Genomic DNA, 14,188 nt, shown 5'->3' on the forward strand with positions numbered 1-14,188 from the left:
GCAAAAAAGTAGTAATTTTGCGTCATTATTATATCATCATATTTATAAATATGTATAGAACAAATACCTGTGGGGAGCTGCGGCTCTCGGATAAAGGAAAAGACGTGACGCTGGCAGGATGGGTGCAGCGCACCCGCAAGATGGGCGGCATGACCTTTGTCGACCTGCGCGACCGGTATGGCATCACGCAGCTTGTGTTCAACGAAGCCGACGACAAAGCCCTCTGCGACCAGGCCAACAAACTGGGCCGCGAATACTGCATCCAGGTGAAAGGCACCGTGAGCGAGCGTCAGAGCAAGAACGCCAAGATGGATACCGGCGACATCGAAATCATTGTCCGTGAGCTCTCCGTGTTGAGTCCGGCGGCGACGCCCCCGTTCACCATCGAAGACAATACCGACGGCGGCGACGACCTCCGCATGAAATACCGCTATCTCGACCTGCGTCGTGCTGCTGTGCGCAAGAACTTGGAGCTGCGCCACCGCATGACCATTCTCATCCGTAACTTCCTCGACGGCCATCGGTTCATGGAGGTGGAGACCCCCATTCTCATTGGTTCCACTCCCGAGGGAGCCCGTGATTTCGTGGTGCCCTCGCGCATGAATCCCGGCCAGTTCTATGCTTTGCCCCAGAGTCCGCAGACATTAAAGCAGCTGCTCATGGTGGCCGGGTTCGACCGCTACTTCCAGATTGCCAAATGTTTCCGTGACGAAGACCTGCGTGCCGACCGTCAGCCGGAGTTCACGCAGATAGACTGCGAGATGAGTTTCGTGGATCAGGACGATGTGATCGACCTCTTCGAGGACATGGCGCGCCATCTGTTCCGGGAGATTCGAGGCGTGGAACTGCCCAAGCTGGAGCAGATGACGTGGCACGAAGCCATGCGTCGTTTCGGCTCCGACAAGCCCGACCTGCGTTTCGGCATGGAGTTCGTGGAGCTCAAGGATGCCTTTGCCGGCAAGGGCAGCTTCTCTGTTTTCGACGAGGCTGCCTATATTGGCGGCATCTGTGTGCCCGGCTGTGCCGACTACAGCCGCAAGCAATTGAACGAGCTTACCGACTTTGTGAAGCGTCCGCAAGTGGGTGCCAAGGGGCTGGTGTTCATCAAATACGGAACCGATGGCAGCGTCAAGAGCTCCATCGACAAGTTCTACAGTCTCGAGGTGCTGCTTGACATCAAGGAGAAGATGGGGGCCAAGGACGGCGACTTGGTGCTGATTCTCTCGGGCGACAACGCCAACAAGACACGCGTTCAGCTTTGCAGCCTGCGCCTGGAGATGGGCGACCGGCTGGGCCTGCGCGACAAAAATGTGTTCAAATGCCTGTGGATTGTCGACTTCCCGCTCTTTGAATGGAGTGACGAGGAACAGCGGCTCATGGCCACGCACCATCCTTTCACCATGCCCCATCCCGACGACATTCCCTTGCTCGACGAGCATCCCGAGCAGGTGCGCGCCAAGGCTTACGACTTCGTGTGCAATGGCATCGAAGTGGGTGGAGGCAGTCTTCGTATTCACGACACCCAGTTGCAGGAGCGCATGTTCGAGGTGTTGGGCTTCACGCGCGAGCGTGCCGAGGCACAGTTCGGCTTCCTGATGAATGCCTTCAAGTATGGCGCACCGCCCCATGCCGGCCTGGCTTTCGGCCTCGACCGCTTTGTAAGCATCATGGCCGGGCTCGACAGCATCCGCGACTGCATTGCTTTTCCGAAGAACAACAGCGGCCGCGACGTGATGCTCGACGCTCCCTCGCAGATCGACGACAAGCAGCTCGACGAGCTTCAGATTCGCGTAGACCTGAAAAAATAACTCCATTCATCCATCAACAACAATCCCGCAGGTGCCTGTGCATCTGCGGGATTGTTGTTTTCGCCCCGGTGAACCGTCGCTGTGAGCTATATATAATAAGGTGTAGGGCGGTTTTATTAGAGCTCCGCTCTGCTCAATTCAAAATTCATAATTCAAAATTCAAAATTGTAGGGCCGCCTTACTTGAGCTCTGGCTCTGCTCAATTCAAAATTCATAATTCATAATTCAAAAGTGCAGGGCAGTTTTATTTGAGGTCCAATTCTACCGGGCAGTGGTCGCTGCCCATGATTTCGGTGTGGATTTTGGCATCGGCAATGCGGTCGCGCAGCCGGTCAGAGGTGATGAAATAGTCGATGCGCCAGCCCGTGTTCTTCTCTCGGGCACGCATGCGGTAGCTCCACCAGCTGTAGGTCACCTGTTCGGGGTAGAGCATGCGGAAAGAGTCGAGAAAGCCGCTGCCCAGCAGTGTGGTCATCTTCTCCCGTTCTTCGTCGGTGAATCCGGCATTGTTGTGGTTGGTTTTGGGGTTTTTGAGATCCATCTCTTCGTGGGCCACGTTCAGGTCGCCGCACATAATGACGGGCTTGTTCTTGTCGAGTCGCATCATGTATTCGCGGAAGTCGTCCTCCCATGTCATGCGGTAGCCCAGCCGGCGAGGCTTCAGTTCGCCCTTGATCGTGTCCTGCGAGTTGGGCGTGTAACAGGTGATGAGGTAGAAGTCGGGATATTCCAGCGTGATGACGCGCCCCTCGTGGTCGTGTTCCTCCTTGCCGATTCCGTAGGTCACACCGAGCGGTTCGTGGCGGGTAAAGACGGCCGTGCCGCTGTAACCTTTCTTTTCCGCATAGTTCCAATAGGACTGGTAGCCGTCGAACTGCAGGTCGATCTGTCCGGCCTGCAGCTTGGTCTCTTGCAGACAGAAGAAGTCTGCGTCCAGTTCCTTGAAGTAGGCCTCGAAGCCTTTGCTGGTCACGTTGCCGGCATCGTCGGTCTTGGGCTTGACGCAGGCGCGCAGCCCGTTGACGTTCCAAGAGATGAATTTCATGTTTCTGTGGTTTGTTGGTTGTTGCCTGTTGCTGAAAACTATCTTTGACGGAGCAGGTTCATGAACTCCTCTCGCGTCTTGGCCTGGTTGAATGCGCCGCTGAAGTCGGAGGTTGTGGTGATGGAATTCTGCTTCTCCACGCCCCGCATCTGCATGCACATGTGCTGTGCCTCGACCACCACCATCACGCCGAGGGGCTTCAGCGTGTCCTGAATGCAGTCCTTGATTTGCTGTGTGAGCCGTTCCTGTACCTGTAGGCGGTGGCTGAAAATATCGACCACGCGTGCTATTTTGCTCAGTCCGGTGATGTATCCGTTGGGGATATAGGCCACGTGTGTCTTGCCGAAGAAGGGCAGCATGTGGTGTTCGCACATCGAGTAGAAGTCGATGTCCTTGACGATAACCATCTGGTTATAGTCCTCCTTGAAGAGTGCGTCGGTGAGCACCTTGTGGGCGTCCTGGGTGTAACCGCGCGTGAGCACCTGCATGGCCTTGGCCACGCGCATGGGCGTCTTGAGCAGTCCCTCGCGCTGTGTATCCTCTCCCAGGAGGGCCAGCACCTGCCGGTAATGGGCGGCGAGCTCGTCCAGCCCGTCGCGAAACTCTGTTTCTGGATTCATGTCTGCCGGTTATCCTAATACTGAATCGTAATCATTCCTTTCACAATGGTGGCCGAACTGTAGCCCATCGCCTTGACTTGCCGCAGCATGTGCTCCGCCTCCTGATAGCTGCGATAGTTGCCCACGCGGCAAATCCAGCGCGGCGAATAGAAGTGGACGTAGACGGGCTGGTCGGGGAATTTCATCTTGATAGCCTCGCCAATCTGCTGTGCCTTCTGCTTGTCCATGCGCGTGTTGCCTCCTGCAAAGGCCTGTACGCGGTAGCCTGTCACCTTGCGGGCGTCGCGCATCACCTTTTTGCGCATGTCGATGGTGGGGATGCTCATCTCGTCGTCGTCGCTGTCGGGCTTTCGGTTCTCGGCTTTCTCGGCCGTGCGGGGCTTCTCCGCCGCATTCGCTTTTTCCGTGGGCACCGTGTTCTCGACGTTGCGCGCGGCCTCGTTCCTGCCCGGCGTCCTGGCCTCCTGCGGGGTCTTGGCGGTGGTGGGAACCGTAGGTTTCGTGACCGGCGTGGCGGGTTTGGCGGCCGGCTTGTCGGCATTTGTGGTGCCGTTCACCAGCGCGTCTATGGCCTTGCTCTGCGTCACGGTCACCTTGCCCTGGCCCGCCTTGCTCTGTTGCAGGTGTTCCAGATAAGTCTGCGCGTGTGCCGTCAGTGCAGAAACCAGCGCAATCGCCGTCAGTAGGATGAATCTTTTCATCTTCATGTCAATGCTCAACAAGGGGCCTGGCCCCGTCCCGACGCTCCGTTTGTGCGTGCATCGGGGCCGGGTGCCAAGCCCTGTGTCTTGAGAAACAGGTGGTTACTTCTTCCAAGCGTCGATGATGCCCTTGAAGTCGGCAGCCTTCAGCGAGGCACCGCCGATGAGTCCACCGTCGATGTTGGGCTTGGCAAACAGCTCGGGAGCATTGCTGGCCTTACAGCTGCCGCCATAGAGAATGGTGGTGTCCTCGGCCACGTCCTTGCCGTATTTGTCGGCTACGATCGAGCGGATGTAGGCCAGCATCTCCTCGGCCTGGTCGGAAGTGGCGGTCTTGCCGGTGCCAATGGCCCAGATGGGCTCGTAGGCCAGCACGATGTTCTTCCATTCCTCGGCCGTGAGATGGAACACGGAGCCGTCGAGTTCGGCCTTTACCACTTCGTTTTGCTTCTCTGCCTCGCGCTCCTCGAGCGTCTCGCCGCAGCAGAAAATCACTTTCAGTCCGTTGGCCAGAGCCAGCTGAACCTTCTCTTTCAGAATCTCAGCGGTCTCGCCGTAGTACTGGCGACGCTCGGAGTGGCCCAGAATGACATACTGTGCGCCGGTGGACTTCACCATGGCGGCAGACACCTCACCCGTGTAGGCGCCCTTGTCCTTGTCGGCGCAGTTCTCGGCGCCCAGCTCCACCACGCGTTGGTCGAGCACGTCGGCCACCTTGGCCAGGTGGATGAACGGCGTGCAGATGACCACGCCGCAATGGGGCTTGTCTGCCACCAGCATGTCGTTGATTTCCTTGGCCAGGGCGATGCCCTCCTGCAGGTTCTCGTTCATTTTCCAGTTGCCTGCTACGATTTTCTTTCTCATTTTCTTTCTTTTGTTTAAATGAAACTTATGCTATGATAACATGATTGCACGTTGTGGGCTCAGCTGTCCGCCTTTTCGGCCGCTTCTTCCTGCCTGTTGTCTTTTGCGTTCCTCCTTTTCAGCCTCTTGCCTCGCCGCAGGAATCGGGTCCATGCCCATGTGCGGTCGGCCAGCGCGAGGCCGATGAGCGGCAGGAAAAACCAGGCCAGCACCTTGGAAATGGTCTTGCCCGCGGTGTCGTCGGGCAGGTGGCCGATGTCGAGTTTGTCGAGCGGTTGCCGCAGTTCTTCCTCCTGGGGCAGGTCGTTGTGACTCCATTTGCGGATGATGGTACCGTCTTTGAGCAGCATGAGCCCCGGATTGCTGCGTATCATGGTCTTGAGCGTGGTCTCGTCGGTGAGGCAGAACGGGTACTCGGCCCCCGTAATATCTTCCCAGTGCCGGATGTCTTTCTCGTTGGAAGCCGTGAGACAATAGAACGGAATCTTCTGTTGTTGGGCGTACTCGTAGATTTGATCGATGTTGCCGAAGTTGGAATCGTCGGCCGTGGCAAGGTGTGGCGAGATGAGCAGGAACGTGTAGCCGCGGTGCGCGAGCACCTCGTCGGTGATGTCGTCGCCCTCGGACAGTTGGATGGAGAAGTCGTGTATGGGGGGCACATAGCCCTCGCGGGTCTGCACCGTGCGCGAGTCGATGAACTGCCAGGTGGAGTCGGGATAGTCGTCGAGTGAGAACTCCCGCTGCTCGCCGTTCTTCTCCATGACGAACGTGGTCTCGAACTGCGGCTGCTCTGCACCCTCCGGAATCTCCATGGCCTGCCTGATATTCACCCCGATGTGGTAGGGGCGGAAATCGAAAAGAGGGAGCCGGTAGAGGCAGTAGAGGCTGGTGAGCAGGATGAAGAGCACGGTGAAGTTGATGGCAATCCACTGGTTGCTCTCCGAGATGAAGCGGTACATCCTGAGCGGCCAGCGGCTCAGCACGAGGGCGCAGCCCAACAGCACCACGTTCTTGAGCAGTGTCTGGCCGTTGGTCAGCCTCACGGCGTCGCCGAAGCAGCCGCAGTCTTTCACCGGGTTGGCCACGACGAGCCACAGCGCAATGAGCGTCATGACGGCCATCAGGGCCAGCGAGAGCCGCGAGGCCAGCCGGCGGCGGATGGCGAAAAGCACGAAAATGCCCAGCGCAAACTCCAGTGCCGACAGCAGCACCGACGCGCCCAGCGTGAGCAGGTCGGGCACCAGCCCCTGCAGTTCGAGGGCCGCCAGGTAGTCCTGTATCTTGTATTGCGTGCCGAGCGGATCCACGGCTTTGACGAATCCCGAGAAGACAAACGTCAGCCCCAGCACCAGGCGGCACGCGTTGACGGGCAGCCGCAGGAGCTGCTCGCGGAGCCACACAGTCTTCCGGGCCTGTGCCGGCGACGGTCTTCCGTCTGTAGGTTTCTCTTGCTCCACGGGGTTCAGTCGGCTTGTTCTTTCAGTCGGATGACGCCAAACACGGCATAGTTGATGATGTCGGCGTAGTTGGCGTCGACCCCTTCGGACACCAAGGCCCCACCCTGCAGGTCCTCGAGTTCCTTGATGCGCTCTATCTTGGTCAGAATCAGGTCGGTGTAGCTGCTCACGCGCATGCCCCGCCACGCCTCGCCGTAGTCGTGGTTCTTGCGCACCATCAGGTCGAAAGCCTTGGCGGCATGGGCATCGTAGAGGGCCAGTGCCTCGTCGGGGGTGAGGTCCACACGGTCGGCAAAGCCACGTTCCAGCTGGATGAGGCCCACGATGCCATAGTTCACGAGGGCCACAAACTCCGGCCGGATGCCTTCGCCCACGAGCGACCGCCCCGTGATTTCCAGCGAGCGGATGCGCATGGCCTTGATGAAGAGCTGGTCGGTGAGCGATGAGGGGCGCAGGATGCGCCACGAGGCGCCGTAATCGTGCAGCTTCTTGGTAAAGAGGTCGCGGCACTCGGCCATGACCTCCTTAAACTGTTGGTCTGTGTTCTGTTCTGCCATAATTCGGTGCAAAGATAGCGAATTTAATCGAAAAAGGGGGAAAGCCTCCCCCCTTTTTGCCCTCCGGAGCCCATCGCTTCTCACTTTTTTGTCTTTCGGTGAATCACGCGCACGATGCCGCAGAGCGCATCGTAGCGCACCTGCAGCGAGTCGCGGCGCACGCGGAGCCAGTTTTTGGGCCCGATGCGGGTCTCGGCCTCGTAGGCCCGAATGGTGGCCTGCAGGGCCGAGTCGGTGCGCGCGATGTCGGCTTGGGCCAGTCGCAGCGAGGCCTCCTGCCAGATGTGCAGGGCCCGTTGCCGCGACTTCAGGGCCTGTGGATGGCGGTCGCGTAGCTGGCGTATGGCGTTCAGCGTCTCGGTGTAGGCCTGTCGCTGGTAGAGCGAGTCGATGCGGTGCATCAGCGGGGCGGCCTTTTCGTCGGCCGAGGGCTGGCAGCTCGCCAGGGCGGCGGCTGCGCAGAGCAGCAGCGCCGGGCGGGCGACGGCGGCGCGCCAGCCGGCCCGGGGGATGGAGAGGGGGTTGTTCATGATGAGTGCAAACTTACGGAATTTTTGCGAGATTACGGGCTTGCCGCCGAGAAAAAAGCGGTGAAAGGCCCGCAATCGTGAATATTTTCGTAACTTTGCAGCCGCTTTTCAACAGGACATTCACAGTTCACGATACCATCATGCGACAACTCAGCGACGCCGATTTGGCCCGTCTTCTCGATCAGGATATATTTCATCTTATTTCAGAGGCTGCCGACAGCCTGCACCTGGAGTGCTATGTCGTGGGCGGATACGTGCGCGATCTCTTCCTGGAGAGGCCGTCGAGCGACATCGACGTGGTGGTCGTGGGCAGTGGCATCCAGGTGGCCAGCCGGCTCAAGGAACTGCTGGGGCGCAGGGCCCACCTCGCTGTTTTCCGCAATTTCGGCACGGCGCAGGTGAAGTTCCGTGGGCAGGAGGTGGAGTTTGTGGGTGCCCGCCGCGAGAGCTACAGCCACGACAGCCGCAAGCCCCACGTGGAGGACGGCACCCTCGAGGACGATCAGAACCGCCGCGACTTCACCATCAACGCCATGGCCGTGTGCCTGAACCGTGAGCGTTTCGGCGAGCTTGTCGACCCGTTCGACGGCATTGCCGACCTCGAGGACGGCATCATCCGCACGCCGCTCGACCCCGACATCACTTTCTCCGACGACCCGCTGCGCATGATGCGCTGCGTGCGTTTTGCCACGCAGCTCAAGTTCTACATCGAGGACGAGACGTTCGAGGCCCTCGGCCGCAATGCCCACCGCATCAAGATCATCAGTGGAGAGCGGGTGGAGGAGGAGCTCAACAAGATCATGCTGGCCGACCAGCCCAGCCGCGGCTTCGTCGATCTGCACCGCTGCGGCCTGCTCAAGCTCATCCTGCCCGAGCTGGCCGCGCTCGACGTGGTGGAGACACGCAACGGCAGGGCCCACAAGAACAACTTCTTCCACACGCTCGAAGTGGTCGACAACCTGTGCCGGGCGCAGCGCCAGCGACTGGCCGACCTGCGTGCGCGGCTGGCCGCCGCGCCCCCCGACAGCCCCGAGGCCGAGCAGCTGCACGCCGAGTTGCAGCGCATGCAGGAGCATTGGCTGTGGCTGCGCTGGGGCGCCTTGCTCCACGATATAGGCAAGCCTCGCAGCAAACGGTGGGACAACGTGCAGGGCTGGACCTTTCACAACCACAACTATCTGGGGGCCAAGATGGTGCCCGGCATCTTCCGTCGGCTCAAGTTGCCCATGGACAGCAAGATGAAATATGTGCAGAAGCTCGTAGATTTGCACATGCGTCCTATCGCCATGGCCGACGAAGAGGTGACCGACAGCGCCGTGCGCCGCCTGGTGAACGATGCCGACGACGACGTGGACGAGCTGATGATGCTCTGCGAGGCCGACATCACCAGCAAGAACCGGGTGAAGAAACAGCGGTTCCTGGAGAACTTCAGGCTGGTGCGCGAGAAGATAGCCGACCTGCTGGAAAAGGACTTCCGCCGCCAGCTGCAGCCCTGCATCGACGGCAACGAAATCATGGAGATGTTCCATCTGCCGCCCTCGCGCGAGGTGGGCACCCTGAAGCAGACGCTCAAGGATGCCGTGCTCGACAACCGGGTGCCCAACGAGCGCGAGCCCCTCATGCAGCTGCTCATGGAGAAGGCCCGGCAGATGGGGTTGGTCTGAACGGGCAGGGGGCATTTCAACAACGCTTTTTCGCCTTGGCTTTGCGGCGTAAACGCGCGGCGATTGCGCCGTTGTCGCCGGGCCGTTACGGTGTAATCGCCGTGCGTTTGCACCGTCATGAAAATGCCGTGGCGCCGTTGCCAATATGCCACGGTGCCGTCGCGAAGACCTTGCCGCCCTTTCATGGCCATGCCGCGGTGTTGTCGCGGCACGCCGGCCATCCCGTCCTGCCACTCTGCTAAAAAGAAAGAATCTTTGTTAAAAAACTACGGACGCGTGTCGGGTTTCCACCAATCTTTCGTAATTTTGCACTGCAAAAACTAAAAAAGACAGTTTAGTTTTGTTTCCCGGACGGCTTGGGGCCCCGGTGCCAAGCGTGGGCACAGGCTGCCGCCGACGGGTGTATCGGGCATATTAATATTAATTTTAAATAGGTATGAAGATTAAGAATTGTTTGTTCATTTCGGCCATGGCCGTCGCTCTCGTGTCGTGTGGCGGCAAGAGCCGCGGCAGTCTGGCCGACCTTCAGGACAATGAGTTTGCCGTACGCACGGTGGGCACGCAGAGTGCAGACATGCAGACCACCTATCCTGCCACCATCAAAGGCATTCAGGACGTGGAGGTGCGACCCAAGATTTCGGGCTTTGTCACCAAGGTGCTGGTGCATGAAGGCCAGGCCGTGAGGGCCGGACAGGTGATGTTCACTATCGACAGCGAGACCTACCGGGCCGCCGTTCGCCAGGCCCAGGCCGCCCTGAACACGGCCCGTTCACAGGCCAATACGGCCCACCTGACCTACGAGAACAACAAGAAACTCTTTGCCCAGCGCATCATCGGACAGTACGAACTCTCCACCTCGGCCAACAGTTATGCCACGGCCCAGGCCAGTGTGGCCCAGACTCAGGCGGCTCTTGCATCGGCCCAGGAGACGCTGGCATGGTGCACCGTCAAGGCTCCGGCAGCCGGTGTGGTGGGCAGTCTGCCTTTCAAGGTGGGCGCGCTGGTGAGCGCTTCCAATGCGCTGACCACCGTTTCTGACGTTTCGACCATGGAGGTGTTCTTCTCCATGAGCGAGGGCGAGATACTCGACATGACCAAGGCTTCGGGCAGTGCCGCCGCCGCCATCAGTCAGCTGCCGGCCGTGAAGCTACAACTGGCCGACGGCACGGTCTACGACCATCCGGGCAAGGTGGTGAAGATGAGCGGCGTGATCGACGCCAACACGGGCTCGTACTCGCTCATCGCCCATTTCGCTAATCCGCAGAAGCTGCTCAAGAGCGGCGGCGCCGGCCGGATTATCATTCCCCGCGTGAGCAGCAACTCCATCGTGATTCCGCAGGAAGCCACCTCGCAGGTGCAGGACAAAGTGTTTGTTTATCTCGTGGGCAAGGACAACAAGGTGAAGTACAGCGAGATAACGATAGACCCGCAGAACGACGGAAAGACCTACGTGGTGACGGGAGGCCTGCACGCCGGCGACCGCATTGTGACCAAAGGCATCACCAAACTGGCTGACGGCATGGAGATCAAGCCCATCACCGAGGCCCAGTATCAGAAGAAAATAGACGATGCTGCCAAGCTCGGCGCCGCCCAGGGCAATGCCGGCGACTTTGCCAAGGCCATGGGAGGAAAGTAAGTATAAGGAGACTCAAAGAAAAAAGATATGTCGTTTTCTAATTTTATCAAGCGCCCGGTACTGTCCACGGTGATCTCCATCTTCTTCGTGCTGCTGGGTACTATAGGCTTGGTTTCGCTGCCCATTGAGCAGTATCCGGACATTGCTCCGCCCACCATCTCGGTGATGACAACCTATCAAGGCGCCGACGCCAGGACGGTGATGAACTCCGTGATTACCCCGCTGGAGGAGAGCATCAACGGTGTGGAGAACATGACCTACATGACCTCGACGGCCACCAACGCCGGCATGGCCATGATAACCGTGTTCTTTAAGCAGGGGTCCGACCCCAACATGGCTGCCGTGAACGTGCAGAACCGTGTGTCGCAGGCCCAGGCCCTGCTGCCGTCGGAGGTGACCCGCGTGGGTGTCACTGTGTCGAAACGCCAGACCTCGAACGTCATCATGTATTCGCTGACCACCGAGGACGGCCGCTACGACTCCAAATTCCTCACCAACTACAACAACATCAACATCATTCCGCTGCTCAAGCGTATCAATGGCGTGGGCGACGTGCAGACCTTCTCCACCGAAACCTATTCCATGCGCATCTGGCTCGACCCCGGAAAGATGAAGGAATACGGCCTCGTGCCGGGCGACGTCACGGCTGCCCTGGCCGAGCAGAACATCGAGGCCGCCCCGGGCTCGTTCGGCGAGCAGAGCGACGTAGCCTACGAGTACACCCTGCGCTACAAGGGCCGTCTCTCGACAGTGACCGAGTATGAGAACATTATTCTCACAAGCAAGACCACGGGAGAGACGCTCTATCTCAAGGATGTGGCCAAGATGGAACTGGGTAGTTTGCTGTATAATGTGCACATGCGCAACAACGGCCACGAGGCCACGATGGGCATGGTGCAGCAGATTGCTGGCTCTAACGCCACCAATATTGCCAACGACGTAAAAGCTGCACTGGCCGAGGCACAGAAGAGCATGCCGCCGGGCATGGAGTACACCATCGAGCAGGACGTGACAGAGTTTCTCTTTGCCTCGATTGCCGAGGTGGTGCGCACGCTGATTATCACACTGGTGCTGGTGTTCCTCGTGGTCTATATCTTCCTGCAGGACATCCGCTCCACGCTCATTCCCATGATTGCCGTGCCGGTGGCTCTGATCGGTACGTTCCTGTTTCTCTGGGTGTTTGGCTTCTCCATCAACCTGCTCACGCTGTCGGCCTTGCTGCTGGCCATCGCCATTGTGGTGGACGATGCCATCGTGGTGGTCGAGGCTGTACACGCTAAACTCGACCAGGGTTACGACAATGCGCTGACGGCTGCCATCGACGCCATGAATGAAATTTCGGGTGCCATCATTTCCATCACGCTGGTGATGTCGGCCGTGTTCGTGCCGGTGTCGTTCATCGGAGGCACTTCCGGCACGTTCTATCGCGAGTTCGGCGTCACCATGGCCGTGTCCATCGTGATCTCTGCAGTCAATGCCCTCACGCTGTCGCCGGCCCTCTGCGCCATGTTCCTCAAGCCCCACAAGGAAGAAGGAGAGAAGAAATCGACCTTCGTGACTCGGTTCCACGCCGGGTTCAACCGCGTGTTCGAGAAAGCCACCAACAAGTATAAGAAAGGTGTGGAGCGGCTCATCAACCACCGTATAGCGACGGCCATCACCGTCGTGACGGGCATTGCGGCCCTTGTGGCGACCATGTCGCTCACGAGTACAGGCTTGGTACCCAACGAAGATACGGGCACACTCTTCGTGACTATTTCGGCTGCTCCCGGTACGAGTCAGGCCCGCACGCAGGAGATTGCCGACCAAGTGGATCGCATGCTGGCCACCAATCCGGCCATCCAGCGCCGTGAGGCCGTGGTGGGCTACAACTTCATTGCCGGCCAGGGAACCGACCAGGCCACTTTCATCATCAAGCTGAAGCCTTTCGAGGAGCGTGAGTCGAAGAACATCTTCGCCCGCATCAAGGATGCGCTCTCCGGCCAGGGAGCCGCCGCCCTCTTCGTGAACCCGAAAGAAGCCAACATGGTGCTCGGCATGATCTACAAGCAGACGGCCACCATCAAGGATGCCCAGATACTGGCATTCGGCCCGCCCATGATTCCCGGTTTCTCGGCCAACAACAGTGTTGCAATGACATTGCAGGATAAGACGGGCGGTGATCTCGACCGCTTCTTCCGGGTGGCGCAGGACTATCTCAAGGAGCTCAACAAGCGTCCGGAGATTCAGAACGCCATGACCTCCTACAACCCGAATTATCCCCAGTACATGGTGGACGTGGATGTGGCCAAGTGCAAGCAGGCCGGCACCACGCCAGCTTCGGTGCTGTCCACGCTACAAGGCTACTTCGGCGGCCTGTATGCCTCCAATTTCAACGCCTACGGTAAGCTCTACCGCGTGATGATTCAGGGTAGCGTGGCCAGTCGCATGCGTCCCGACGAGATGAGCAACATCTATGTAAGGCTGGCTTCGGGCAGCATGGCCCCGGTGAGCGAGTTTGTGAAGCTGAGGCGTGTCTATGGCCCGTCCAACATCAACCGCTTCAACCTCTTCACCTCCATCAACCTCAATATTACGCCCAACAGCAGCTACTCTACGGGCGATGCGCTGAGGGCTTGCGAGGAGGTGGCGGCCGATTACCTGCCCGATGGCTACGGCTATGAGTACTCGGGACTGACCCGTTCTGAGGCCGAGTCGAGCAACTCCACGGCGTTGATCTTCGCCCTCTGCCTGGTGTTCGTGTATCTGATTCTGAGCGCCCAGTACGAGAGTTACCTGCTGCCGCTCTCCGTGATCCTCTCGATTCCGTTCGGTCTGGCCGGTGCCTTTATCTTTACGATGCTCTTCGGCCACTCCAACGACATCTATATGCAGATCTCGCTGATTATGCTTATCGGCCTGTTGGCCAAGAATGCCATTCTGATTGTGCAGTTCGCCCTCGAGCGTAGAGAGACGGGTATGGCCATCCGCTACTCGGCTATCCTTGGTGCGGCAGCCCGTCTGCGTCCTATCCTCATGACGTCGCTGGCCATGATTATCGGTCTGCTGCCGCTGATGTTTGCCTCTGGTGTGGGCAAGAACGGCAACCAGACATTGGGTGCAGCAGCCGTCGGAGGCATGCTGATTGGCACGTTGGTGCAGCTCTTTGTAGTGCCCGCACTGTTCGTCATCTTCCAGTGGTTGCAGGAGCGTTTCCGCCCGATGGTCTTCGAGGATGAGGTGAATCACGATGCCGTGGCCGAGCTCCAGCAGTATGCCCATTCCTGCAAGCAGATCACGTATAAGAATCAGTTTGATGAAGAATAA

The 14,188-nt window shown here is 58.9% G+C and carries 11 protein-coding genes; 4 read left to right on the top strand and 7 right to left on the bottom strand.

Annotated features, from left to right (window positions below):
* The first annotated feature begins 50 nt into the window (after window positions 1-50).
* A complete protein-coding gene (aspS, locus tag PREDE_RS12940) occupies window positions 51-1,808 on the top strand; it encodes an aspartate--tRNA ligase (RefSeq protein WP_044127007.1) in 1,758 nt (585 codons plus the stop codon).
* A gap of 244 nt (window positions 1,809-2,052) precedes the next feature.
* On the opposite strand, the gene PREDE_RS12945 is transcribed toward aspS, so the two are convergent.
* The 7 genes from PREDE_RS12945 to PREDE_RS12975 all read right to left on the bottom strand — a co-directional run bounded on the left by PREDE_RS12945 (window position 2,053) and on the right by PREDE_RS12975 (window position 7,582).
* Window positions 2,053-2,853, bottom strand: coding sequence for an exodeoxyribonuclease III (locus PREDE_RS12945; RefSeq protein ID WP_005845996.1), 801 nt, complete (start codon window positions 2,851-2,853; stop codon window positions 2,053-2,055).
* 38 nt (window positions 2,854-2,891) lie between these two features.
* Window positions 2,892-3,473 (bottom strand): GTP cyclohydrolase I FolE, encoded by a 582-nt coding sequence (gene folE, locus PREDE_RS12950; protein ID WP_005845998.1) that lies wholly within the window; start codon window positions 3,471-3,473, stop codon window positions 2,892-2,894.
* A 14-nt stretch (window positions 3,474-3,487) separates the two neighbouring features.
* Entirely contained in the window at window positions 3,488-4,174 is a 687-nt protein-coding gene (locus tag PREDE_RS12955) for an SPOR domain-containing protein (protein WP_027952035.1), read from the bottom strand.
* A 102-nt stretch (window positions 4,175-4,276) separates the two neighbouring features.
* Complete coding sequence (gene tpiA / locus PREDE_RS14335; RefSeq protein ID WP_005846002.1) at window positions 4,277-5,038, bottom strand: triose-phosphate isomerase; 762 nt, start codon at window positions 5,036-5,038, stop codon at window positions 4,277-4,279.
* Window positions 5,039-5,097: 59 nt separating this feature from the next.
* Window positions 5,098-6,495, bottom strand: coding sequence for a BT_3928 family protein (locus PREDE_RS14340; RefSeq protein ID WP_005846004.1), 1,398 nt, complete (start codon window positions 6,493-6,495; stop codon window positions 5,098-5,100).
* A 5-nt stretch (window positions 6,496-6,500) separates the two neighbouring features.
* Window positions 6,501-7,052, bottom strand: a complete 552-nt coding sequence (locus tag PREDE_RS12970) for a DUF1599 domain-containing protein (RefSeq protein WP_005846006.1) — start codon at window positions 7,050-7,052, stop codon at window positions 6,501-6,503.
* Between the two features lie 80 nt (window positions 7,053-7,132).
* Window positions 7,133-7,582, bottom strand: a complete 450-nt coding sequence (locus PREDE_RS12975; protein WP_235777508.1) for a hypothetical protein — start codon at window positions 7,580-7,582, stop codon at window positions 7,133-7,135.
* A gap of 140 nt (window positions 7,583-7,722) precedes the next feature.
* Between PREDE_RS12975 and PREDE_RS12980 the strand changes: the two genes are divergently transcribed.
* The 3 genes from PREDE_RS12980 to PREDE_RS12990 all read left to right on the top strand — a co-directional run bounded on the left by PREDE_RS12980 (window position 7,723) and on the right by PREDE_RS12990 (window position 14,188).
* Window positions 7,723-9,246, top strand: coding sequence for a CCA tRNA nucleotidyltransferase (locus PREDE_RS12980; RefSeq protein WP_015310576.1), 1,524 nt, complete (start codon window positions 7,723-7,725; stop codon window positions 9,244-9,246).
* Between the two features lie 436 nt (window positions 9,247-9,682).
* Window positions 9,683-10,882, top strand: coding sequence for an efflux RND transporter periplasmic adaptor subunit (locus tag PREDE_RS12985; protein ID WP_005846010.1), 1,200 nt, complete (start codon window positions 9,683-9,685; stop codon window positions 10,880-10,882).
* Between the two features lie 27 nt (window positions 10,883-10,909).
* Window positions 10,910-14,188 carry an efflux RND transporter permease subunit gene (locus tag PREDE_RS12990; protein WP_005846011.1) on the top strand — a complete coding sequence of 1,093 codons (3,279 nt, stop codon included), beginning with the start codon at window positions 10,910-10,912 and terminating at the stop codon, window positions 14,186-14,188.

Origin of the sequence: Prevotella dentalis DSM 3688 (assembly GCF_000242335.1) — a bacterium.
In the GTDB taxonomy this organism is placed as follows: domain Bacteria; phylum Bacteroidota; class Bacteroidia; order Bacteroidales; family Bacteroidaceae; genus Prevotella; species Prevotella seregens.

Bases quoted from the DNA above. Each gene is read 5' to 3' on its own strand.
- aspS (WP_044127007.1), top strand. From the start codon at position 51: ATGTATAGAACAAATACCTGTGGGGAGCTGCGGCTCTCGGATAAAGGA.
- PREDE_RS12945 (WP_005845996.1), bottom strand. From the start codon at position 2,853: ATGAAATTCATCTCTTGGAACGTCAACGGGCTGCGCGCCTGCGTCAAG.
- folE (WP_005845998.1), bottom strand. From the start codon at position 3,473: ATGAATCCAGAAACAGAGTTTCGCGACGGGCTGGACGAGCTCGCCGCC.
- PREDE_RS12955 (WP_027952035.1), bottom strand. From the start codon at position 4,174: ATGAAAAGATTCATCCTACTGACGGCGATTGCGCTGGTTTCTGCACTG.
- tpiA (WP_005846002.1), bottom strand. From the start codon at position 5,038: ATGAGAAAGAAAATCGTAGCAGGCAACTGGAAAATGAACGAGAACCTG.
- PREDE_RS12970 (WP_005846006.1), bottom strand. From the start codon at position 7,052: ATGGCAGAACAGAACACAGACCAACAGTTTAAGGAGGTCATGGCCGAG.
- PREDE_RS12975 (WP_235777508.1), bottom strand. From the start codon at position 7,582: ATGAACAACCCCCTCTCCATCCCCCGGGCCGGCTGGCGCGCCGCCGTC.
- PREDE_RS12980 (WP_015310576.1), top strand. From the start codon at position 7,723: ATGCGACAACTCAGCGACGCCGATTTGGCCCGTCTTCTCGATCAGGAT.
- PREDE_RS12985 (WP_005846010.1), top strand. From the start codon at position 9,683: ATGAAGATTAAGAATTGTTTGTTCATTTCGGCCATGGCCGTCGCTCTC.
- PREDE_RS12990 (WP_005846011.1), top strand. From the start codon at position 10,910: ATGTCGTTTTCTAATTTTATCAAGCGCCCGGTACTGTCCACGGTGATC.